The sequence below is a fragment of the Kluyvera sp. genome, from assembly GCF_965301105.1.
In genome coordinates this window covers 20,337-42,593 of sequence record NZ_CBDKZX010000006.1, presented here as the reverse complement: position 1 = coordinate 42,593, position 22,257 = coordinate 20,337, and the positions used below count along the sequence as shown (strand labels likewise).

Below are 22,257 nucleotides of genomic sequence, written 5' to 3'. Positions count from 1 at the left end.
GAGGAAGAGAACAGTGAACAAATCTCAACTGATTGACAAAATTGCTGCTGGCGCGGATATCTCCAAAGCTGCAGCTGGACGTGCGTTAGATGCTTTAATTGCTTCTGTTACTGAATCTCTGCAAGCTGGGGATGACGTTGCGCTGGTAGGTTTTGGTACCTTTGCTGTTAAAGAGCGTGCTGCCCGTACTGGCCGCAACCCTCAGACCGGTAAAGAGATCACTATCGCTGCCGCGAAAGTACCAGGCTTCCGTGCAGGTAAAGCACTGAAAGACGCGGTAAACTGATCGCTTTCCCGCTAAGGGAATGTGGCAAAGTACAAGGGCGCATCATCTGATGTGCCTTTTTTTATGGCTTATTGCGTACTTTTAAGCGTTTATATGCGGTCTGTGCTGACAACCGCCCCGGTTTCTTGTCAAAATACGCTCTCACGCGCAGCGGCCACACGTGGTATGCTGCACGAGGTATAAAAGTCACCTACAGCGGAGTGTTGTTACACCATGATGGACAATTTACGCACGGCAGCTAACAGTGTCGTGATCAAAGTCATTTTCGGTCTCATTATCGTGTCGTTCATTTTGACCGGCGTGAGTGGTTACCTGATTGGCGGTAACAATAATTTTGCCGCGAAAGTGAATGGCCAGGAAATCGGCCGCGGCCAGTTTGAAAATGCCGTTGCCAGCGAACGTAACCGTATGCAGCAACAGCTGGGCGATCAGTTCTCCGAGCTGGCGGCCAACGAAAACTACATCAAAACAATGCGTCAGCAGGTTCTGAACCGCCTGATTGACGAAGCGCTGCTGGACCAGTATGCGAAAGACTTAGGTCTTGGCATCAGCGATGAGCAGGTGCGTAAAGCGATTTTTGCTACCCCGGCGTTCCAGAACGACGGCAAATTTGATAACACCCGCTATACCTCGCTGGTGAATCAGATGGGCATGACGCCTGACCAGTATGCTCAGGCGCTGCGTAACCAGTTAACCACTCAGCAGCTGATTAACGCCGTTGCAGGCACCGACTTCATGCTGCCGGGCGAAACCGACCAGCTGGCGGCGCTGGTATCCCAGCAGCGTCTGGTGCGCGAAGCGACCATCGACGTCAACGCACTGGCGGCAAAACAGCAGGTGAGCGATCAGGAAATTTCCAGCTACTACGAACAAAACAAAGGTCAGTTCGTGGCGCCGGAACAGTTCCGCGTTAGCTACATCAAGCTGGATGCAGCGGCAATGAGTCAGGACGTCTCTGACGACGATATCCAGTCTTACTACGACCAGCATCAGGATCAGTTCACTCAGCCGCAGCGTGACCGCTACAGCGTGATTCAGACTAAAACTGAAGCGGAAGCGAAAGCCGTGCTGGACGAGCTGAACAAAGGCGCTGACTTCGCTGAACTGGCGAAAACCAAGTCTGCCGATATTATCTCTGCACGTAACGGCGGTGATATGGGCTGGCTGGAAGCCTCGACGACCCCTGACGAACTGAAAAATGCCGGGCTGAAAGAGAAAGGCCAGCTGTCTGGGGTGATTAAATCTTCTGTTGGCTTCCTGGTCGCACGTCTGGATGACGTTCAGCCTGCGGTGGTAAAACCGCTGGCGGACGTACGTAAGGACATTGCCGACAAAGTGAAGCAGGAAAAAGCGCTCGACGCATTCTATGCCCTGCAGCAGAAAGTGAGCGACGCGGCGAGCAATGATAACGACTCCCTGGCAGGTGCAGAGCAGGCGGCAGGTGTTAAAGCTGTCGAAACCGGCTGGTTTGACCGTAATAACCTGCCCGCTGAGCTGAACTTCAAACCGGTATCTGACGCTATCTTTAACGGCGGTCTGGTTGGCGAGAACGGCATGCCGGGCAGCAACTCCGATATTATTACCGTCGATGGCGATCGCGCCTTCGTACTGCGCGTGAGCGAGCACAAAGCCGAAGCGGTGAAACCGCTGGCCGACGTGAAAGCGCAGGTGACCGATATCGTTAAGCATAACAAAGCTGAACAGCAGGCGAAACTGGACGCTGAGAAGCTGCTGGTGGCGCTGAAAGACGGTAAAGGTGACGAGGCGATGAAAGCGGCGGGTCTGAGCTTTAGCGCCAGTAAAACGCTGAGCCGCGCGGGTCAGGATCCGCTGAGCCAGGCGGCCTTCTCACTGCCGCTGCCGCAGAAAGATAAACCAAGCTTCGGTATCGGCAACGATATGCAGGGTAACGTGGTTCTGCTGGCGCTGGACGAAGTGAAAGCAGGCGAAATGCCGGAAGCGCAGAAAAAAGCGATGGTGCAGGGAATTACCCAGAACAATGCCCAGATCGCTTTCGAAGCGATGATGAACAACCTGCGTAAATCCGCGAAGATTAAGCTCGGCGATATCATCGACCAGCAGCAATAATCGGAACTCGCCTCGCATAAATTTGTAATGCGATGAACATACCAAAGGCCGCTTTCGCGGCCTTTTCCACATTTAAAATCCGCCTTTTGCACGGTCTTCCGCCGCTCGTTATGGTGCTCTGGTCATTAACCAATAAGGAGACATCAATATGAAACGTGGAATCAAACTGTGTGTTATCGCCGCCGTTATGGCCTGTGCCGGAGTCAGTTTCAGCACGCAGGCCGCCCAGCCCGCGGCGGCAAAAACGCCAGCAGCGCAGAGCAGCGTGAGCGCCGCGCCGGATACACAGGCGAAGGCCGTGTCGGGGAACAAGAACGCAGCGGATGAAGGTACCAGGGTGAGCATCAATACGGCGTCAGCCGAAGCGCTGGCCCAGGCGATGAATGGCGTCGGCTTGAAGAAGGCGCAGGCCATCGTCAGCTATCGCGAGGAGTATGGCCCCTTCAAAACGCTGGACGATCTTAAACAAGTACCGGGAATGGGCAGCTCGCTGGTTGAGAGGAATCTGGCGCACCTCACGCTTTAATTTGCTTTGACGGTTTGCACTCGGCTGAAAATTTGCCAGACTAAAGAGGTCATACCAGTGGTGTGACCTCTGACTCTATTCATAATTTAAAATAACAAGGCTATGGCGCTATGCAGACACAAATCAAAGTTCGCGGTTATCACCTGGACGTGTACCAGCACGTTAACAACGCCCGCTATCTGGAGTTTCTGGAAGAGGCCCGCTGGGACGGGCTGGAAAATAGCGCGGGGTTCCAGTGGATGAGCGCGCACCACATTGCCTTTGTGGTGGTGAATATCAACATCAACTACCGCCGCCCGGCGGTGCTGGGCGACGTGCTGACGGTGACCAGCAAAGTGGAGCAGCTAAACGGCAAAAGCGGCGTACTCAGCCAGGTGGTGACGCTAAATCCGGAAGGCCAGGTGGTGGCCGATGCGCTGATCACCTTTGTGTGTATCGATCTGAAAACCCAGAAGGCGCTGCCGTTGGAAGGCGAGTTGCGGCAGCATCTGGAAGCAATGGTTGAGTAATGTGTTGAGACTGAAGGTAGCGTAATTCGTAGGCCTGATGAGCTAAGCGCCATCAGGCTGCGCAGCGCAGTTGCCGGATGGCGGCGTTGCCTATCCGGCCTGGCATCCTGTTTTATCGATAATGTCTCAAGACTTATTTCAGTCCGGTTTTTTGTTTCATCGCGGCCATCACGCCCGGCTTATCCTCCAGATAATGATTTAACCCGTTGGCGCGAAGATGACAGGCCGCGCAGTGGCCGCAGCCATCGCCCTTAATGCCGTTGTAGCAGGTCAGCGTCTCGCTGCGCACCAGATCTAGCTTGCCCCAGTAGTCCGCCAGCGCCCAGGTCTGCGCTTTGTCCAGCCACATCAGCGGCGTTTCAAAACGAATATCTTTCGCCATCCCTAAGCTCACCGCATGGTTCAGGGCCTTCACGAATTCGTCGCGGCAATCCGGATAGCCGGAGAAGTCGGTCTCGCACACGCCGGTAATGACCGCTTCTGCATGCACCTGATAAGCGTAAATCGCCGTTAGCGTCAGGAACAGAATATTGCGCCCCGGCACGAAGGTGTTGGGAATGCCATCGGCACTGGGCTCATAGTCCGGTACCGGAATGCTGTCGCGGGTCAGGCTGCTGACCGCCAGTTCGTTCAACAGAGTGACGTCCAGCACCTTGTGCGCGCGGGCGCCTAGCTTTAAGGCCAGTTCGCGGGCGACGTCAATTTCGGCGCGGTGGCGCTGACCATAATCAAACGTGACGCAGTGCACTTCATCATATTGATGCAGCGCCTGCACCAGGCATGTAGTGGAGTCTTGTCCACCGCTAAAGACGACAACGGCACGTTTCATGGTTTTTCCTGTCTGTGAATCTGAAAGCCGCTATGGTAACGCCTGTGCGGCGCGGCGACCAGCTTCTTCACCGCACGGTGGGCGGCAGCCAGGCCGCGCTAAAATCGAACCAGCCGCGGGCGTTAAGGCGAATGCCGTTAACCCCCGGCGGCGCGCTAACCTGGTACTGATAGTTAAACAGCGGCGTCAGGATGGCGTCACTCATTAAGCGCGTAAAAATACGCTTCAGCGCGGCAATTCGCAGGCCGTCATCCGGCAACGCCTGCGCTTCATCCAGCGCCGACTGCACGCGGGCAGCCTGTGAATCGGTAAACAGTGCCGGCCACAGCGCGTCGCAGCGTAGCCATTGTTCCAGCGCATATTCCGGCATCTCGCCGATGAGCCTGTCGCCCATAAACAGGTCGGCCTGGGGGAGGTGGGGGCAACCGGTCCAGCTTTTGGCATCATAGAACAGCACCGTTAATTCGCAGCCTTGCCGTGCGAGTGCGATTTTCAACTCCTCTGCCATCGTATGCAGTTCGACCGGCAGGTGATAAAGCAGAGTGAGACGGGAAGGCAGGGCGACTTCATCGTCTTCCGGCACCAACGGGATATCCCAGCCAGGCAGCATCTCTTCGCTTGGTGTTATCAGGTTTTCGCCTAGCGGCAGGCTTTGCAGCAGGCCGGAGCGGTGAATCAGCGCGATGACCCGCTGCGCCTGCGCCATGCTCAGTCGTGGGCTCTGACGCAACGCCAGATAGCAAAAACCGAGGCTAATACTGTGGCTGACTAGCCGTAGCTCAGCCAACTCTTCCGGCTTGCCGATGGCTATCTGCACTGGATGCTGGCAGCTGGTGCCGAGCCCTTGCTCGAACAACTGTGGCGTGATCCAGTACTCGATCGCCTGGAGCAGCGGATGGCTTTGATGATAGCGATGGTGACTCTCAATACGCACCAGCTCAGGCTCGAAGATCTTCAGCATAAAGGGGCCGGTCCCTTGCTCCGGGTCGTCCGGATGCGCCAGCACGCTGCAGTAGCTGGCCAGCCGGTGCGGTAGCCAATAATCCGGGCGATGCAGGATAAAGCTCAAACACTGGGGGTGGGTTTGGGTAATGTCTTTCACGCTGGCGAATAGCTTTGCCAGCTCCGGTAGTTCGAAGAGCATCAGCAGACGGCGGCGTAGCTGTTCCGTCTCGACGGCGTCACCGTTGTGCCAGTGCAGCGTCGAGCGAATGTAAAACTGCCAGTGCAGCCCATCCGGAGAAACCGACCAATGGTGAGCCAAATCCCCCTGCGGCTGAGAGGCTTCGTGATTGAAGCGGGTCAAGCCTGAATAGATCTGTCCGGCCAGATGTTGCTCTGCACGCCCGGCGAGGAAGCCGGGATGCAGTGGTTCCAGCGGACGATAGTAGGGAATACGCAGCGTCGGCGTGTTGTTTTGCCACTGACCGCCGAGAAACGGATGCAGTAGCGCCCGCAGCTCAACCGGGGCAATTTGCGCGAGTTCCAGCGCATTGTGCTGTTCCCCACGGTTGAGTGCGGTCTCCATCATCTCATTGCGCAGCGCCTCCGGTGTGGTGTGAAAACGTAGCTGACCACGCTTACCGCGCCCGGACTGCGCCTGCCAGCTGAGCCACCCGGCCTCCTGCGCCTGACGCAGCAGCGTGCGCACATGGCGCTCGCTGCAAAAACAGCGGGCGGCCAGCTCGGCAATGGTCACCTGCTGATCGTCACCCTGCGACGGCAGCCACAGACGCTGGAACTGATTTAAACGATTTAACAGTCGCATATAAACCCGGAACAATAAAAATGAAGTATTCAGTATTACTTCCGTATATCCCAGCAGATACTGACTGACAAGAGAGAGCGATCACAGGTGGGATAAATCATGGCAAGACTGGCGGCGTTTGATATGGATGGCACACTGTTGATGCCAGACCATCGTTTAGGCGAGAGAACCGTTGCGGTACTGAAACGGCTGCGCGAACGGCAAATTACGCTGACTTTTGCTACCGGACGTCATGTGCTGGAGATGCGTCCGCTGGTCGACACGCTTTCGCTGAACGCATATTTAATTACCGGTAACGGGACGCGCATTCATACCCAACAGGGCGAAGTGCTGTACCGCAGCGACCTTGCTGCAGACGTCGCCGAGCAGGTGCTGCATTCCTACTGGGATACCAAAGCCAGCATGCACGTTTTTAACGATAACGGCTGGTTTACCGGGCGCGAGATCCCGGAATTACTCAAGGCGCATGTGTATAGCGGTTTCTCCTACCAGCTGCGCGATCTGCGGCGGATCCCGGCGCATCAGGTGACCAAAATTTGTTTCTGTGGCGATCACGACGATCTCTGCCGCCTGCGTATTCAACTCACAGAAGCACTGGATGATCGCGCCGATATCTGTTTTTCAGCGATAGACTGTCTGGAAGTGCTGCCGCGTGGCAGCAATAAAGGCGCGGCGCTGAAGGTGCTGAGCGACCATCTTGGCGTCGGCATGGAAGAGTGCATGGCCTTTGGCGATGCCATGAACGACCGTGAAATGCTGGGGCTGGTGGGCCGGGGCGTGATCATGGGCAACGCAATGGGGCAGCTTAAAGCGGCGCTGCCTCATCTGCCGGTTATCGGAAACTGCAACAACCAGGCGGTTTCCCACTATTTAACGCATTGGCTGGATACACCAAATCTACCTTATTCCCCCGAATAGAGAGACTTACCAGCAAGCCCGGCATCTGATGATGTCGGGTTTTTTTTATTGGGCGATCAGCCGTTCGATTTCACGACGCCACGGCGTGATATCGCCGATGTTAGTCGCCACCCATTCGGCATTGTAATAGGTATCGAGATAGCGCTCGCCGCTGTCGCACAACAGTGTGACGATCGAACCGCTTTTCCCTTCGGCGCGCATTTGCGCAGCCAGCTGCAGCGCGCCCCACATATTGGTGCCAGTGGAAGCGCCCACTTTGCGGCCCAACTGGGTTTCCAGCCACTGCGCGGTGGCGACGCTGGCGGCGTCCGGCACGCGCAGCATGTCATCGACGACGTCCGGGATAAACGACGGTTCGACGCGCGGGCGGCCAATACCCTCGATTTTACTGCCGATGCTGCCGCGTAGGCTGGCGTCGCGGTGCTGCCAGTAGTCGAGGAAGACTGAATTTTCTGGATCGACGACCAGCAGTCTCGTGTCGTAACCCTGGCAGCGAATGTAGCGACCAATGGTGGCGGAGGTGCCACCGGTGCCCGCGCTCATCACCACCCATGACGGCACCGGATTCGGTTCGTGAGACATCTGGCGGAAAATGCTGTCGGCAATATTATTGTTGCCGCGCCAGTCGGTGGCGCGTTCTGCGTAGGTGAATTGATCCATATAATGGCCGTTCAGCTCGCGGGCCAGCTTTTCCGATGCGGCGTAGATTTCACAGGCGCTCTCCACGAAATGGCAGCGGCCGCCGTAGAATTCAATTTGCTCGATTTTGCGTTTCGCCGTACAGGCAGGCATGACCGCAATAAACGGCAGCCCCAGCAGGCGGGCAAAATAGGCTTCGGACACCGCAGTGGAACCGGAAGAGGATTCAATAATCGTCGTGCCTTCCTGAATCCAGCCGTTGCACAGCCCATAGAGGAACAGCGAACGCGCCAGGCGGTGCTTCAGGCTGCCGGTGGGATGGGTGCTTTCATCTTTCAGATACAGCTGAATACCGGGGAAAGCGGGCAGCGACAAACGAATCAGATGCGTATCGGCGCTGCGTTGATAATCGGCGTTAATTTCGCTAATGGCATTTTTGACCCAGGTGCTATTCATCATCATTTTTCCGTTTGTCATTTTGTGCCCAGCTTAGCGAAAACGGCAGAAAAAATTGTTGCCATCTGACCTTTAAAATACAATTAAGAGAGAAAATTTTTCTCTCGGTGAAGGTAATGTTAGATAAAATTGACCGTAAGCTGCTCTCCTTGCTGCAGAATGACTGCACGCTCTCTTTGCAGGCGTTAGCGGATGCCGTTAATCTGACCACCACGCCATGCTGGAAACGGCTTAAACGGCTGGAAGATGACGGCGTGCTGCTCGGGCGTGTGGCGCTGCTGGATCCGGAAAAACTCGGTTTAGGGTTGACGGCGTTCGTCCTGATTAAAACCCAGCATCACAGCAGCGACTGGTACAGCCTGTTTGTCAGCGAAGTGACGCAAATGCCTGAGGTGCTCGGCTTCTGGCGTATGGCCGGGGAGTATGATTACCTGATGCGCGTGCAGGTTGCGGACATGAAACGCTACGATGATTTTTACAAAAGCCTGGTGAATCGCGTTCCCGGACTGTCGGACGTCACCTCGAGCTTTGCGATGGAACAGATTAAATACACCACAGCACTTCCCATCGAATAACTCTATCTCTGGAATTTTACTGCGTGCGATTATTTGCTCAACTTAGCTGGTACTTTCGTCGGGAATGGCGTCGCTATCTCGGCGCCGTGGCCCTGCTAATTATCATTGCCATTCTCCAACTGATTCCGCCAAAAGTCGTGGGGATCGTGGTTGATGGCGTGACGCAACACCACTTCACCGCCGGTAAGCTGATGATGTGGATTGGCACTATGGTTCTGATTGCCGTGGTGGTCTATCTGCTGCGCTACGTCTGGCGCGTGCTGCTGTTTGGCGCATCCTACCAGTTGGCCGTCGAACTGCGTGAAGATTTCTATCGTCAGCTCAGCCGCCAGCATCCGGAATTCTATCTGCGCCACCGTACCGGCGACCTGATGGCGCGGGCCACCAACGATGTTGACCGCGTGGTCTTCGCCGCCGGGGAAGGCGTGCTGACGCTGGTGGACTCGCTGGTGATGGGCTGCGCGGTGCTGATCGTGATGTCCACCCAGCTCAGCTGGCAGCTGACATTATTAGCGCTGGTGCCAATGCCGATTATGGCGCTGGTTATCCATCGCTACGGCGATCTGCTGCACGAGCGCTTCAAAGTGGCGCAGGCGGCGTTCTCCAGCCTTAACGATCGCACCCAGGAAAGCCTGACCAGCATTCGCATGATCAAAGCCTTCGGCCTTGAAGACCGGCAGTCTGCGCAGTTTGCCGCCGACGCGGCGGACACCGGGGTGAAAAACATGCGCGTCGCGCGTATCGACGCGCGCTTTGACCCGACGATTTATATTGCTATCGGCATGGCGAACCTGCTGGCGATTGCCGGCGGTAGCTGGATGGTGATGCAGGGCGATTTGACGCTCGGCCAGTTGACCAGTTTTATGATGTACCTTGGGTTGATGATTTGGCCGATGCTGGCGCTGGCGTGGATGTTCAATATCGTCGAGCGCGGCAGCGCAGCCTATAGCCGCATTCGCACTTTGCTGGCGGAAGCGCCGGTGGTGAACGATGGCGTCCAGCCGGTGCCGGAAGGGCGCGGTACGCTCGCGCTGGCGATACACCGCTTTAGCTACCCGCAAACCGACAAGCCGACCCTTGAGGAGGTTAACGTCACGCTGAAACCGGGGCAAATGCTGGGCATCTGCGGGCCGACCGGCTCTGGAAAATCGACTATTCTGGCGCTGATTCAGCGCCACTTCGACGTAGATGACGGTGAGATCCGTTTCCACGATATTCCTCTACGCCAGCTTCAGCTCGATGCCTGGCGCAGCCGTCTGGCGGTCGTCAGCCAGACGCCGTTCCTGTTTTCCGATACGGTGGCCAGCAATATCGCATTGGGCTGTCCGAGCGCCACGCAGGAAGAAATTGAACGCGCGGCGAAGCTGGCCTGCGTGCATGAAGATATTCTGCGTCTGCCACAGGGTTACGACACCGAAGTGGGCGAGCGTGGCGTGATGCTCTCCGGCGGGCAAAAACAGCGCATTTCGATTGCTCGCGCGCTGCTGCTGGACGCTGAAATCCTGATTCTCGACGACGCGCTGTCGGCGGTTGATGGCCGTACTGAGCATCAAATATTGCATAACCTGCGTCAGTGGGGCGAAGGGCGGACAGTCATTATCAGCGCCCATCGCTTATCGGCGCTGACTGACGCCAGCGAGATCATCGTGATGCAGCATGGGCATATTGCCCAGCACGGGCAGCATGAACAGCTGGCGGCGCAGGCGGGCTGGTATCGTGATATGTACCGTTATCAACAGCTGGAAGCCGCGCTGAACGACGCGCCGGAAGAAGAGAAACCGGAGGAAGTGAATGCGTAGTTTCGGGCAACTGTGGCCAACCTTAAAACGGCTGCTGGCCTACGGCTCGCCGTGGCGTAAGCCGCTGTCGATTGCCGTGGCGATGTTGTGGGTGGCGGCTGCCGCTGAAGTGAGCGGGCCGCTGCTGATCAGCTATTTTATCGATAATATGGTGGCGAAAGACATTTTGCCGTGGGGGAAAGTGGCTGGTCTTGCGGCGGCCTATATTGGCCTGCAACTGCTGGCCGCGACGCTGCACTATAGCCAGTCGCTGCTGTTTAACCGCGCGGCGGTCGGCGTGGTGCAACAGCTGCGAACCGACGTGATGGATGCCGCGCTGCGCCAGCCGCTAAGCGAATTTGATACCCAGCCGGTTGGTCAGCTTATTTCGCGGGTAACCAACGATACCGAAGTGATTCGTGACCTTTACGTGACCGTGGTGGCTACGGTACTGCGCAGCGCGGCGCTGATTGGCGCCATGCTGGTCGCCATGTTCAGCCTCGACTGGCGCATGGCGCTGGTAGCGATTGTCATTTTCCCGGCGGTCATGACGGTGATGGTGATTTATCAGCGTTACAGCACGCCGATTGTACGCCGCGTGCGTGCGTATCTTGCCGACATCAACGATGGTTTTAACGAAGTGATCAACGGCATGAGTGTGATCCAGCAGTTTCGCCAGCAGGTGCGCTTTGGCGAGCGTATTGGCGAGGTCAGCCGTTCACACTATATGGCGCGTATGCAAACCCTGCGGCTGGACGGCTTCCTGCTGCGCCCGCTGCTGAGCCTGTTTTCCTCGCTGATCCTCTGTGGGCTACTGATGTTGTTCGGCTTTAGCGCGCAGGGAACGATTGAGGTGGGGGTGCTGTACGCCTTTATTAGCTACCTGGGGCGTCTGAACGAACCGTTGATTGAGCTCACCACCCAGCAGTCAATGCTGCAACAGGCGGTGGTCGCCGGGGAGCGCGTCTTTGAGCTAATGGATCGTCCGCGCCAGCAGTACGGCGAGGATATTGCGCCGTTAGCCAACGGTGACATTGATATTGATAACGTGTCGTTTGCCTACCGTGGCGACAAAATGGTGCTGCAAAATATCTCGCTGTCGATTCCGGCGCGGAGCTTTGTGGCGCTGGTCGGGCATACTGGCAGCGGCAAGAGTACGCTGGCCAGCCTGCTGATGGGCTATTATCCGCCGAACGCAGGGGAGATTCGCCTCGGCGGTCGTCCATTGTCGAGCCTGAGTCATCAGGTGCTGCGCCAGGGGATCGCCGTGGTGCAGCAGGATCCGGTGGTGCTGGCGGATTCGTTCTTTGCCAACGTCACGCTGGGGCGTGATATCAGTGAGGCGCAGGTCTGGCAGGTGCTGGAAACGGTGCAACTGGCGGAGCTGGCGCGCAGCATGAGCGACGGTATCTATACCCATCTTGGCGAGCAGGGCAATAACCTCTCGGTTGGGCAGAAACAGCTGCTCGCGCTGGCTCGCGTGTTGGTTGATACCCCGCAGGTGCTGATTCTCGACGAAGCGACCGCCAATATCGACTCCGGTACCGAGCGCGCTATCCAGCAGGCGCTGGCCGCCGTGCGTCAACACACCACGCTGGTGGTGATTGCTCACCGTTTATCGACTATCGTCGAAGCGGACACCATCATGGTGCTTCATCGTGGGCAGGCGGTAGAGCAGGGGACGCATCAGCAACTGCTTGAAGCAAAAGGGCGTTACTGGCAGATGTATCAACTGCAGTTGGCCGGAGAAGAACTGGCCGCCAGCGCTCAGGACGATGCTTTGACCGCCTGATGCACCAGAGACAGGCATTTTTCTAACAGAATGCATTTGTGACGCGCATCATGCACTCGCATGGTGCGTTTTTCTTTTTTGTCCCACGATTTCCCGCACACCATCCCTGATTATCCCGCATGAATGCCGTTTTTTCATTTCTGGCACGCCCCTTGCTTTATCTGTTGTGTGTTCGCAGCCACTACCGAATTCTGACTGGAGGGGATCTATGAAGCTGGTTACCGTGGTAATCAAACCATTCAAACTCGAAGACGTTCGCGAAGCGCTGTCTTCTATTGGCATTCAGGGCTTAACGGTGACGGAAGTGAAAGGCTTTGGTCGCCAGAAAGGTCATGCAGAGCTTTACCGCGGTGCGGAATACAGCGTCAACTTCCTGCCGAAGGTAAAGATTGATGTGGCTATCGCCGACGATCAGCTCGATGAAGTCGTCGACGTCATCAGTAAAGCCGCTTATACCGGAAAAATTGGCGACGGTAAGATTTTTGTCGCCGAACTGCAGCGCGTAATCCGTATTCGTACCGGCGAAGCCGACGAAGCGGCGCTGTAATTCCCAGACAGCACAGTGATAGGGATTGAGATGATGAAAAAAACAATGGTAAAAACGGGGTTGAGCGCGCTGGCGCTGTTGCCGGGTCTGGCGATGGCGGCACCGGCGGCGGTGGATAAAGCGGATAACGCCTTTATGATGATTTGTACCGCGCTGGTGCTGTTTATGACCATTCCGGGCATTGCATTGTTCTACGGCGGTCTGATTCGCGGTAAGAACGTGCTCTCGATGCTGACGCAGGTCGCGGTCACCTTCGCGCTGGTGTGCGTACTGTGGGTGGTTTACGGCTACTCGCTGGCCTTCGGCACTGGCGGCAGCTTCTTCGGTAGCTTCGACTGGATCATGTTGAAAAATATTAAAATCACCGATCTGATGGGCTCCTTCTATCAGTACATCCACGTGGCGTTCCAGGGCTCCTTCGCCTGCATCACCGTGGGGCTGATTGTCGGCGCGCTGGCGGAACGTATTCGTTTCTCTGCGGTGCTGATTTTCGTGGTGATTTGGCTGACGCTTTCCTACATCCCGATCGCCCATATGGTGTGGGGCGGTGGTCTGCTGGCGAGCCACGGCGCGCTGGACTTTGCGGGCGGCACGGTGGTGCACATTAACGCGGCGGTAGCCGGTCTGGTGGGCGCGTACCTGATTGGTAAACGCGTAGGCTTTGGTAAAGAAGCCTTCAAACCGCACAACCTGCCGATGGTGTTTATTGGCACGGCGATCCTCTATTTTGGCTGGTTCGGCTTCAACGCCGGTTCCGCCAGCGCGGCGAATGAAATTGCCGGTCTGGCCTTTGTGAACACCGTCGTCGCGACTGCCGCCGCTATCCTCGGCTGGGTCTTCGGCGAGTGGGCGCTGCGCGGCAAACCTTCGCTGTTGGGGGCCTGTTCCGGTGCAATTGCAGGGCTGGTGGGTATCACTCCGGCATGCGGTTATATTGGTGTCGGCGGTGCGCTGATTCTGGGTATTGTGGTGGGTCTGGCCGGTCTGTGGGGCGTGACTTCCCTGAAACGCTGGCTGCGTGTGGATGACCCCTGCGACGTGTTCGGTGTCCACGGGGTGTGCGGCATCATCGGCTGTATTCTGACCGGTATCTTTGCTTCAACTGCGCTGGGCGGTGTGGGGTACGCTGAAGGCGTCACCATGAGCCATCAGGTGCTGGTGCAGTTAGAAAGTATCGCCATCACTATCGTTTGGTCCGGCGTTGTGGCCTTCATCGGTTATAAAGTGGCGGATCTGACGGTGGGTCTGCGCGTGCCGGAAGAACAGGAGCGTGAAGGTCTGGACGTCAACAGCCACGGCGAAAACGCCTACAACGCCTGATAACGCCTGTCACCCGGCCGAGCATTGCGAAGCCGGGAATCCGCCGACACTGACGTTTGCGCCTCATTCGACGGATCATGAGTTATCTCCAAAGCCAAAAAAGCCTCCCTTTGGGAGGCTTTTTTGTGCGTGAAGCGCATTAGTTGCGGTTACGCATGACGCCTTCCTGCACCGTCGAGGCGACCAGCACGCCATCCTGAGTATAGAATTCGCCGCGCACAAAACCGCGCGCGCTGGAGGCCGAGGTGCTTTCCACGCTGTAGAGCAGCCATTCGTTCATGTTGAACGGACGGTGGAACCACATCGAATGGTCGATGGTCGCCACCTGCATGCCTGGCTCAAGGAAGCCAACGCCGTGCGGCTGCAGTGCCACCGGCAGGAAGTTAAAGTCCGAGGCATAGCCGAGCAGATACTGGTGGATGTGCAAATCATCCGGCACCGCGCCGTTAGCGCGCATCCATACCTGGCGGCGCGGTTCAGCGACGTGCCCCTTCAGCGGGTTGTGGAACTCAACCGGGCGAATTTCCAGCGGCTTATCGCAGAGAAACTTCTCTTTGGCCTGCGGCGGCAGCAGATGCGCCAGCGAGCGGGCGATGTCGGTTTCAGAAGGTAGACCGTCCGGCGATGGCGCGGCTGGCATGCTTTTCTGATGCTCGTAGCCCGGTTCCGGCGCCTGGAAAGAGGCAGTCATATAAAAGATCGGTTTACCGTGCTGAATGGCCGCGACGCGGCGGGCGCTAAAACTGTTGCCGTCGCGCAACACTTCGACGTCGTAAACGATCGGTTTTTGGCTGTCGCCCGGGCGCAGGAAGTAGCTGTGGAACGAGTGTACCAGTCGATCGGTCGGGACCGTTTCTTTCGCGGCATACAGCGCCTGGCCAACAACCTGCCCGCCAAAGACCTGACGGAGGCCAAGATCTTCACTCTGGCCGCGGAACAGACCTTCTTCAATTTTTTCCAGATTTAATAATGTCAGCAGATTCGATAGCGCCTGGCTCATTGATACCCTCTATATTTTTACTGTCACAGCGTCAGGTGAATGTTTCCATTATAACGCAGTTTCGCCAGTGGTCCGATGGGTTCAATTATCTGAATAATGGGGCATTTGCAGGCATTAATGTGAAATATGTGCCACACTTGAGCGGTAAAAGTTGTTAAGGCGATGTCACTCAATTGAGAAAACAGCCTTAATTTGAGTGAGCGAAAAGGAGAATGCTAATGAAACTCGTGCCGATCTTAAGCGGTCTGGCGATTGCGCTGACCCTCGCGGGCTGTGCCCAGACTCACCAGCAAAGTCAGAATCAGACGCCTGCGCCGCAAGCAGCAACTCAAGCTGAGGCCATTACCGGCCCGACCGTCTCTGGTAACGTGTGGATTCGCCAGAAAGTGGCGCTGCCGCCGGAAGCGGTGCTGACGGTCACGCTGTCGGATGCTTCCCTGGCCGATGCGCCGGCAAAAGTGCTGTCGCAGAAAGTGACCCGTACTGAAGGTAAGCAGGCGCCGTTTAGCTTTGTGCTGCCGTATAACCCGGCAGATATTCAGCCTAACGCCCGCATCCTGTTAAGCGCGGCGGTGACCCTCGACGGTAAGCTGCTGTTTATTACCGATACTATCCAGGAAGTCATCAACCACGGCGGTACCAAGGCCGATGTGACCCTGGTTCCGGTACAGCAAACCGCGGTACCGGTGCAGGACACCGCGCCGGTTCAGGTGCCGTAAATGAAAATGCCCTCCAGCGAGAGGGCATTTTTTTGTTCGCCGCAGACTGACGACTTCGGTGCTGTGACGCCAGAATCTCAATATCGCCAACGATACTTCTGCATATCAATTTGTCCGCTCCCCGATACCTGCACCCCTTCAGCCAGCAGCGCCTGACGCTGGCGTTGAAGATCCGGCCCGGTAAGCGATATTGCGCCGTGACGGTTTACCACCCGGTACCACGGCAGCGTTGAGCCTTCCGGCAGGCGTTTGAGCACGCCGCCTACCTGCCGCGCGGCGCGCGGGGAACCAGCCAGCCGGGCGACATCGCCGTAGGTCGTCACATACCCTTCCGGAATGGAGGCGACGATTTGCCAAACGCGTTGGGGGAAAGAATCTAAAGCATCCATAGTCAGTTCCTGAAGGCAGAACCTTTAGCATAATCAGCCTGATGTCCCGTGTGAAGGGAGGATTGCGCAAGAATCCAGCAGGTAGAAGCGGATAGCTTGCAATTGCCTGCTTCAGCAGGGATAATGCGCCAGCGCGTTGGGTAACAACGCTCTCAATGGGGGCTCTGTTGGTTCTCCCGCAACGCTACTCTGTTTACCAGGTCAGGTCCGGAAGGAAGCAGCCAAGGCAGATGACGCGTGTGCCGGGATGTAGCTGGCAGGGCCCCCACCCATTTGTATTTCCTCTTCTTTTTCATTCTCCGTAACGTTATTAATCCCTTTATTTATTAAGGTTATTCTCGCCTGCGCGTCAATTAAGCTTCATTTATTTGTAATAATACTGTCATGTACGTGTCATAAATTGTATTTAAATTAATATTGGGTATTTATATTGCCTGTTGTGTTAAAAATATATTTGTGGAATGTGTTGTTGAGTTCATGTATTAGTTATTACAGAAATAATACACAAAACCATTTTTCAGTGGTTAACACACGCGTTCGGGATGACGCGTTGCTACGGGAAGGTAAACATGACAATTGCAGTGCTGAACGTAAAAATTGATGAGACCGTTAAAGAGAAACTTCGTCACTATGCTGAGGCCAATGGCCTGACTTTAGGGGCCGCGGCGGAGAAGCTACTGTTGTCGGGCTTTACGGCGGAAGAAGAGGCGGGTGTATGTGAAGACGACATCGATAGCCAGCATACGGAAGAGGATGTCGCCCCCTTTACACCTAAAGAAATCAAAGCATTACGTAAATTACTGAAGAAGAGAAAATGAAACAGCAACCGACAATAGCGTGTAACTATAGTGAAGCCTGCGCTCTGTTACGCTCGGGCTACGTCAAGCATGTTCTTCTTAACTGGAACGTCGGCAGCGATGAATTCTTTCGTATCGCCTCTGACTGGTGTGATACCGGGGCAAAAATTAAGAAAGAGGGCGAATCTTTCGTTATTTCACTGAAAGGCTTTCCGATTCCTCCGCAGCACTAATATATTCTTTTATTTGGCGTTATCTTTTTAAAGAATATATCAGCGCCAGGCCGGTTTCGTTATTGGGTGGCGAGATAGGTATGCGCACGGTTAGATTATTTTTCGCATCTTATTTCCCCCGGACTGGCCTGCTAACGTTGCCCATATTGGCTGCAACGTAGTGAACGCGCGACGCAGCGTTTCATCATCCAGGGTGAAGGGAAGACGTAAATTTCGCTCGCCGCTTCCGGCCAGACCAAAACGCGTCCCCACGCCAATATGAATTCCGCTGCCTTCCGCGCGCGCGGCAAAACGTGTCGCCATCATTTCCGGTAGTTCAACCCAAAACGACAGTCCGCCCTCCGGCATCCTGAATTTCCACTGTGGGAAATACTCCTGCATCAGCGAGGCACACATGTCGCGACGGGCTTTCAGCTGATGACGTCTTGCGGGCAGCAGAGTACTTTCGTTTTCCAGTAACCAGCAGGTGGCCAGCTGTTCCAGCAGCGGCGAACCTAAATCCAGGGTATCCCGGGTTTGAACCAACGCGGCAATGGTTTGTGACGATGCGCGGATCCAGCCCAGTCGTAATCCGCCCCAAAAGCTTTTGCCGGTTGAACCCACGCTAATAATCGGCGCCTCGCGGTTAAAGGCCGCCAGTGGAGGCGGCGGCGGCGCGTTGTACCATAAATCGACCATGGTTTCGTCCACGACCAGCGTCGTGCAGGTGCGGGCCGCCAGATCGGCGACGGTCTGCCGCGTGGCGCGATCCATGCATTGCCCGGTGGGGTTTTGAAAATCGGGCATCAGATACGCCAGGCGCGGGGCCGTCTGGGCAATGATCGCCGCCAGCCCATCGGTATCCCATCCCCGGTCCGGCAGCGGCAGAGCCACCGGACGGCAGGAAGCTCCCTCAATGGCGGAAATCGCCAGCGGATAGGTGGGTGTTTCCACCACCACCCGATCGCCCGGCCCGGTCAGATAGCGCAGAATCAGCGCCAGCCCGCTGACCGCCCCGTTCACCAGCATAATTTCATCGGCATGAGTAGCCAGACCGCGAGCGGTGTAGCGTTGGGCAATCGCCTCGCGTAACACGGGCAGGCCATGCTGATCGTAGCCTGTCGTAGCAAGGTACTCCGGCAGCATCGATAGCGCGTGGCTATAGGCCTGGTGAATTTCTGCCCCTGCCGCCAGCGCGGCGGTAGAGAGATTCAGCGTTTGGGCGGTATTTAAGCGTGGCGTGGACGGGCGGTTTTCACCAGCTAGTCTCACCGTCGAGCCACTGCCCTGACGGCTCTGTACGTAACCCTCATCACGCAACTGCGCCAGCGCGCTGGCAATGGTCGTACGGCTAACGCCAAGTGCGCTGGCAAATTCGCGCTCGCCAGGCAGACGGGTATCCAGCGGCAGTCGGCCATCAAGAATCAGCAACCGCAGCGCATCGGTCAGCTGGTGCCAGAGCGGCGTGGAAGAGGGGCTTTCCTGCCACTGACCGAGCAGGCGAACTAATGATTGGGTGGCGGAACGTCGGCGCATCAGAGCAGTCCACTTTTTAAAAACTGGTCATTAATCATAATGCCATTTTTGTCGATGATGAAAGCATCAATACGACAGGCAGAGGTATTTATGTTACGCCGACTGATTCAGCTTTATATCGGATTAATACTTTACGGCGTCTCGACTGCCGTTTACGTGCGCGCCAACCTGGGAGCCGACCCATGGAACGTTTTTCATCTCGGCGTTGCCGGACTGGCATCGATGGATATTGGCATGGTGATGATTCTCACCGGTGCGGCGGTACTGTTGCTGTGGATCCCGCTGCGTCAGCGTCCGGGGCTTGGCACCATCAGTAACGTGATTGTGCTCGGGCTGGCGGCAGACGCGACGCTGTCGCTGATGCCGCCGCTGGAATCACTCTGGTTACGTGCCGTGCTGTTGCTGCTGGCGGTCCTGCTGAATGCGCTGGCCACCGGGATGTACATCGGCGCAGGGTTTGGCGCAGGTCCGCGCGATGGGCTGATGACCGGTATTCACGCCCGGACCGGCTGGCCGATCCGGCGGATTCGTACCACTATCGAAATCTCGGTGCTGTTGATTGGCATCGTGCTGGGCGGCGCGTTTGGCATCGGGACCGTACTGTACGCGTTGGCGATTGGCCCGTTGATCCAGATTTGCCTGCCGTGGTTCCAGCTACCCCGCGCAGCGCCGCCCGCGCCGATGAAGGCCGAGCCGCTCTCCTGAACAAAACGGCATCACGCCAGCGCGCTGATGCCGTGCCCCATCATGTAGATCCCCACCACAATAATCAGTGCGCCGGAAAACCACGGCGCTTTACGCGACAGTTCGCCAAACCCGCTCCAGCGTTTGCTGACGTGCTTGAGGCCGATGGCGGCAATCGCGCCGGAAGCCACCAGCGTCAGCGCCAGCCCGACGCTGAAGCTCAATACCAGCGTGGCGCCCAGCGCAACGTGCTTGAGTTGCAGACAGATCAGCAGAATGGTGATTGACGCCGGGCAGGGGATTAGCCCGCCGGTAAGGCCAAACATCACGATTTGCCCGGTGGTGACGTCCTGTCCTTTAAAGCGACGATTGATCTCTTCGGCATGCGCGCGCTGATGCGCATCCTGCCAGTCGGCATCGACCAGATTTGCGTGAGGGTGATGAGGGGCATGATGATCATGATCGTGGTGGTGGTGAGCGTGGTCATGATGGTGATGTTCATGGTCATGATGGTGATGATCGTGCGCGCCGTGTGACTCACGCCAGGTGCGCCACAGCATCCACAACGCGATGGCAATAATGATTATCCCGGAAAGCAGCTGAAACCAGGGCTCGGCGGTTTGCGCGTCCCAGCCGCGGCCAAACCACATGCCTGCCATTGCGATGATCCACACGACCACCGTGTGCGACAGCGTCGCCGCCAGCCCTAATAGAACCGCCTGTTTCAGCGTCCCTCGAATGGCAACGATAAAGGCCGCCATCATCGTTTTTGAATGCCCCGGCTCCAGTCCATGCAGCGCGCCAAGCAGAATTGCGCCGGGGATAAAGAACCAGGCATTGCCTTGTTGTAAGAGTGTGGTGAAGTCGGTCATTGTCGGCAGGCTCCTTGCAAAAAAGTGCATGCACTATACTCCCACCCAGTAGTTATATACTACCCCCAAGTATAAAAATGCCCAGTGAAGAGCGCCCGTGGTATGCTTGCGCAGGAGTTAAGAAAGGATCCCGCTATGTCACATACCGTTCGCCACAAGAAGATGTTATTGACGCGCCTGAAGAAAATTCAGGGGCAGAGTGCCGCGCTGGAAAAAATGCTCAACCGAGACCACGAATGTGCCGAAGTGCTACAGCAACTGGCGGCGATTCGTGGGGCGGTAAACGGCATGATGATGCAGGTGATTCAGGGCCATCTCACCGATCACGTGGTGAAAGAGCCCGAAGAGACGCAGCGTGAGGCCGATCTCGATGTGGTGATGCAGGTGATTAAGTCTTATCTGAAGTAGCGTGCGTCCTGAGGTTGTTCTCCGCCCAGAGAATAAAGGCCTCTTTCGGTAAGGCTTTGCTATAGAGCCAGCCTTGTCCGAACTGGACGCCATGCTCGTGCAGCCATGCCTCCTGGCAGGTGGTTTCAATGCCTTCCGCCACGATATTCAGCTGTAGCGTTTTCGCCATCTCGATGATGTAGGGCGTCACCTGTGCGTACTCCAGCGCGTCAACGAAGGATTTGTCCAGCTTTAAGGTATCGACTTCCAGATCCTGGAGATAGCGCAGGCTGGAATAACCGGTACCAAAGTCATCGATATAGATTGCGTGTCCCGCCTCGCGGTAGGCGTTAAGCGCCGGCAGCGTGGTTTTCGGGTCGGCAAAGCCGCGTTCGGTCAACTCCAGCGCTACCTGCTGCGGCTGCACCTGCCAGATTCGCAGTTGCTGGTGTAGCAGAGTTTGCAGCACCACCGATTGAAAATCAGCGACTGAGAGATTAATCGACACGTGCAGTTCAGGATGCAGACTTAGCCATTTACCCAGATCGTGGAAGACCGTTTTGACGACGCTTTCGGTCAGCGCGGTAATGAGCCCGCATTGTTCTGCAAGTGGAATAAAGATCTCCGGCGAGAGATAAGTGCCGTCCGGTTGTTTCCAGCGTGCGAGCGCTTCACAGCCCACCACTTTACCGTCGCTTAGCGACACAATCGGCTGATAGTAAACGGAAATATCAGCGTTGTTTAACGCATCCTGCATTCGTTGTTTTGGTGATTGCAGACGTTTTAGCACCCGCAGAATCAGCCAGCAGGCAAGCAGGCTGATGACCATGCCCGCCGGTACCCAAATCATCAGCTGATGCCGTAAACGCGTCGACAGCGGGAGGGTGGACGACCAGGTCATGATCGTGACCTGTATATCAGGGAACTGACGCACGGTGTAGACCACGTTGTTGCTGGTCAGCGATGACAGATGCTCCTGCTTGATACGTTGCCATGCCTGTTGGTCGAGCGGCGCGCTGCTGGCGAGGACGCGGTTGTTATGGGTGCTGATCAGCGCGACCTGGGTGGTTGAGTTGGTAAACGGAATGACGTCAATAAACGAGATAGGGTCGATAATCACCATATGGTGTTCGGAGGCGAAAGCCGCCATATAACGCTGAATACCCAGATCGTTTCTCTCGGTGTACCAGGCGCGATAGCCCGCGGGGATAATGCGGTCCGGCGGTGGGAAGGTAAAGCCGTTGCCGTCACTTTCCAGCGACGAACATTGGACGGTATTTCCATCGAGATACAGCACTTCCTGGATATAGCGCCAGGAGTAGGAGAGACGGCGCATGGCCTGCAGGTGTTCCGGGTCACACCCGGACACCTGGAGTGAATCCATCTCCCGCAGCGCGCCTTTTGCCTGCTCCATAACCTGTTCGGTGCGAATAAAGACCCGGGAGGCGTAGGTCTCCTGCTCATCGATAAACTGATTGTGCGCTTCACGTTGGGCGAGCCAGACACTCAGCAGTATCGGCAAAAAAATGGCCAAAATAAGCACGCCGGTTATCAGACCGACCAGATGTCGAGTTGTCACTACCAGTCCTTATCCTGGGCTAAGTACGACAAGTATACCTGACAATCCAGA

At 56.4% G+C, this 22,257-nt stretch carries 23 protein-coding genes and 1 other RNA gene; 16 read left to right on the top strand and 8 right to left on the bottom strand.

What is annotated here, in order from left to right; all coding sequences use genetic code 11:
• Nucleotides 1–13 precede the first annotated feature (13 nt).
• The 4 genes from hupB (at nucleotide 14) to ACW14G_RS04070 (ending at nucleotide 3,409) form a co-directional block, all read left to right on the top strand.
• Nucleotides 14–286 (top strand): nucleoid-associated protein HU-beta, encoded by a 273-nt coding sequence (hupB, locus tag ACW14G_RS04085; RefSeq protein WP_002444653.1) that lies wholly within the window; start codon nucleotides 14–16, stop codon nucleotides 284–286.
• Between the two features lie 213 nt (nucleotides 287–499).
• Nucleotides 500–2,374, top strand: a complete 1,875-nt coding sequence (gene ppiD / locus ACW14G_RS04080) for a peptidylprolyl isomerase (protein ID WP_163445930.1) — start codon at nucleotides 500–502, stop codon at nucleotides 2,372–2,374.
• 148 nt (nucleotides 2,375–2,522) lie between these two features.
• Entirely contained in the window at nucleotides 2,523–2,900 is a 378-nt protein-coding gene (locus ACW14G_RS04075; RefSeq protein ID WP_163445931.1) for a helix-hairpin-helix domain-containing protein, read from the top strand.
• 110 nt (nucleotides 2,901–3,010) lie between these two features.
• Entirely contained in the window at nucleotides 3,011–3,409 is a 399-nt protein-coding gene (locus tag ACW14G_RS04070; protein ID WP_163445932.1) for a YbgC/FadM family acyl-CoA thioesterase, read from the top strand.
• Between the two features lie 133 nt (nucleotides 3,410–3,542).
• Here ACW14G_RS04070 and queC read toward each other — a convergent pair whose 3' ends face one another.
• Nucleotides 3,543–4,238: a 7-cyano-7-deazaguanine synthase QueC gene (gene queC / locus ACW14G_RS04065; protein ID WP_249022216.1), complete on the bottom strand. Its 696-nt coding sequence runs from the start codon at nucleotides 4,236–4,238 to the stop codon at nucleotides 3,543–3,545.
• A gap of 67 nt (nucleotides 4,239–4,305) precedes the next feature.
• On the bottom strand, nucleotides 4,306–6,006 hold the full coding sequence (locus tag ACW14G_RS04060) for an SgrR family transcriptional regulator (RefSeq protein ID WP_249022215.1): 1,701 nt from the start codon (nucleotides 6,004–6,006) through the stop codon (nucleotides 4,306–4,308).
• 99 nt (nucleotides 6,007–6,105) lie between these two features.
• Between ACW14G_RS04060 and cof the strand changes: the two genes are divergently transcribed.
• Nucleotides 6,106–6,924 (top strand): HMP-PP phosphatase, encoded by an 819-nt coding sequence (gene cof / locus ACW14G_RS04055; protein WP_167576481.1) that lies wholly within the window; start codon nucleotides 6,106–6,108, stop codon nucleotides 6,922–6,924.
• A 45-nt stretch (nucleotides 6,925–6,969) separates the two neighbouring features.
• Here cof and ACW14G_RS04050 read toward each other — a convergent pair whose 3' ends face one another.
• Nucleotides 6,970–8,022, bottom strand: coding sequence for a PLP-dependent cysteine synthase family protein (locus tag ACW14G_RS04050; protein WP_249023355.1), 1,053 nt, complete (start codon nucleotides 8,020–8,022; stop codon nucleotides 6,970–6,972).
• 113 nt (nucleotides 8,023–8,135) lie between these two features.
• Here ACW14G_RS04050 and ACW14G_RS04045 point away from each other — a divergent pair, with 113 nt between their 5' ends.
• The 5 genes from ACW14G_RS04045 to amtB all read left to right on the top strand — a co-directional run bounded on the left by ACW14G_RS04045 (nucleotide 8,136) and on the right by amtB (nucleotide 14,031).
• Nucleotides 8,136–8,594 carry an Lrp/AsnC family transcriptional regulator gene (locus ACW14G_RS04045; RefSeq protein ID WP_065356870.1) on the top strand — a complete coding sequence of 153 codons (459 nt, stop codon included), beginning with the start codon at nucleotides 8,136–8,138 and terminating at the stop codon, nucleotides 8,592–8,594.
• A gap of 23 nt (nucleotides 8,595–8,617) precedes the next feature.
• Nucleotides 8,618–10,393: a SmdA family multidrug ABC transporter permease/ATP-binding protein gene (locus ACW14G_RS04040; protein ID WP_163445936.1), complete on the top strand. Its 1,776-nt coding sequence runs from the start codon at nucleotides 8,618–8,620 to the stop codon at nucleotides 10,391–10,393.
• Nucleotides 10,386–12,164, top strand: coding sequence for a SmdB family multidrug efflux ABC transporter permease/ATP-binding protein (locus ACW14G_RS04035; protein WP_249022214.1), 1,779 nt, complete (start codon nucleotides 10,386–10,388; stop codon nucleotides 12,162–12,164). The genes ACW14G_RS04040 and ACW14G_RS04035 overlap by 8 nt, the downstream gene beginning before the upstream one ends.
• A 208-nt stretch (nucleotides 12,165–12,372) precedes the next feature.
• Entirely contained in the window at nucleotides 12,373–12,711 is a 339-nt protein-coding gene (glnK, locus tag ACW14G_RS04030) for a P-II family nitrogen regulator (protein ID WP_004858743.1), read from the top strand.
• Between the two features lie 33 nt (nucleotides 12,712–12,744).
• Entirely contained in the window at nucleotides 12,745–14,031 is a 1,287-nt protein-coding gene (gene amtB, locus ACW14G_RS04025) for an ammonium transporter AmtB (RefSeq protein WP_064548126.1), read from the top strand.
• A gap of 139 nt (nucleotides 14,032–14,170) precedes the next feature.
• Here the strand turns inward: amtB and tesB are convergent, their stop codons facing one another.
• The gene (tesB, locus tag ACW14G_RS04020; RefSeq protein ID WP_065356867.1) at nucleotides 14,171–15,031 is read right to left on the bottom strand and encodes an acyl-CoA thioesterase II; all 861 of its coding nucleotides are present in this window, start codon (nucleotides 15,029–15,031) and stop codon (nucleotides 14,171–14,173) included.
• Between the two features lie 218 nt (nucleotides 15,032–15,249).
• Here tesB and ACW14G_RS04015 point away from each other — a divergent pair, with 218 nt between their 5' ends.
• Nucleotides 15,250–15,750: a YbaY family lipoprotein gene (locus tag ACW14G_RS04015; protein WP_163445938.1), complete on the top strand. Its 501-nt coding sequence runs from the start codon at nucleotides 15,250–15,252 to the stop codon at nucleotides 15,748–15,750.
• Between the two features lie 77 nt (nucleotides 15,751–15,827).
• Here the strand turns inward: ACW14G_RS04015 and ACW14G_RS04010 are convergent, their stop codons facing one another.
• Nucleotides 15,828–16,139: an MGMT family protein gene (locus tag ACW14G_RS04010; protein WP_065356865.1), complete on the bottom strand. Its 312-nt coding sequence runs from the start codon at nucleotides 16,137–16,139 to the stop codon at nucleotides 15,828–15,830.
• A 165-nt stretch (nucleotides 16,140–16,304) separates the two neighbouring features.
• Here ACW14G_RS04010 and ffs point away from each other — a divergent pair.
• The 3 genes from ffs to ACW14G_RS03995 all read left to right on the top strand — a co-directional run bounded on the left by ffs (nucleotide 16,305) and on the right by ACW14G_RS03995 (nucleotide 17,169).
• An RNA gene (gene ffs / locus ACW14G_RS04005) (signal recognition particle sRNA small type) lies at nucleotides 16,305–16,401 on the top strand.
• A 307-nt stretch (nucleotides 16,402–16,708) separates the two neighbouring features.
• Complete coding sequence (locus tag ACW14G_RS04000) at nucleotides 16,709–16,957, top strand: hypothetical protein (RefSeq protein ID WP_249022213.1); 249 nt, start codon at nucleotides 16,709–16,711, stop codon at nucleotides 16,955–16,957.
• The gene (locus ACW14G_RS03995) at nucleotides 16,954–17,169 is read left to right on the top strand and encodes a hypothetical protein (protein ID WP_065356864.1); all 216 of its coding nucleotides are present in this window, start codon (nucleotides 16,954–16,956) and stop codon (nucleotides 17,167–17,169) included. Before ACW14G_RS04000 ends, ACW14G_RS03995 begins: the two co-directional genes overlap by 4 nt.
• 90 nt (nucleotides 17,170–17,259) lie before the next feature.
• Here the strand turns inward: ACW14G_RS03995 and yczR are convergent, their stop codons facing one another.
• Nucleotides 17,260–18,687, bottom strand: coding sequence for a MocR-like transcription factor YczR (gene yczR / locus ACW14G_RS03990; protein ID WP_249023354.1), 1,428 nt, complete (start codon nucleotides 18,685–18,687; stop codon nucleotides 17,260–17,262).
• A gap of 87 nt (nucleotides 18,688–18,774) precedes the next feature.
• On the opposite strand from yczR, the gene yczE reads away from it, so the two are divergent.
• Entirely contained in the window at nucleotides 18,775–19,389 is a 615-nt protein-coding gene (gene yczE / locus ACW14G_RS03985; RefSeq protein WP_163445940.1) for a membrane protein YczE, read from the top strand.
• 11 nt (nucleotides 19,390–19,400) lie between these two features.
• Here the strand turns inward: yczE and ACW14G_RS03980 are convergent, their stop codons facing one another.
• Complete coding sequence (locus tag ACW14G_RS03980) at nucleotides 19,401–20,240, bottom strand: nickel/cobalt efflux protein RcnA (protein WP_419057379.1); 840 nt, start codon at nucleotides 20,238–20,240, stop codon at nucleotides 19,401–19,403.
• A 135-nt stretch (nucleotides 20,241–20,375) separates the two neighbouring features.
• On the opposite strand from ACW14G_RS03980, the gene ACW14G_RS03975 reads away from it, so the two are divergent.
• Nucleotides 20,376–20,648, top strand: a complete 273-nt coding sequence (locus tag ACW14G_RS03975) for a metal/formaldehyde-sensitive transcriptional repressor (RefSeq protein WP_065356860.1) — start codon at nucleotides 20,376–20,378, stop codon at nucleotides 20,646–20,648.
• Here the strand turns inward: ACW14G_RS03975 and ACW14G_RS03970 are convergent.
• A complete protein-coding gene (locus ACW14G_RS03970) occupies nucleotides 20,629–22,206 on the bottom strand; it encodes an EAL domain-containing protein (RefSeq protein ID WP_167576477.1) in 1,578 nt (525 codons plus the stop codon). The genes ACW14G_RS03975 and ACW14G_RS03970 overlap by 20 nt on opposite strands.
• Nucleotides 22,207–22,257 lie beyond the last annotated feature (51 nt).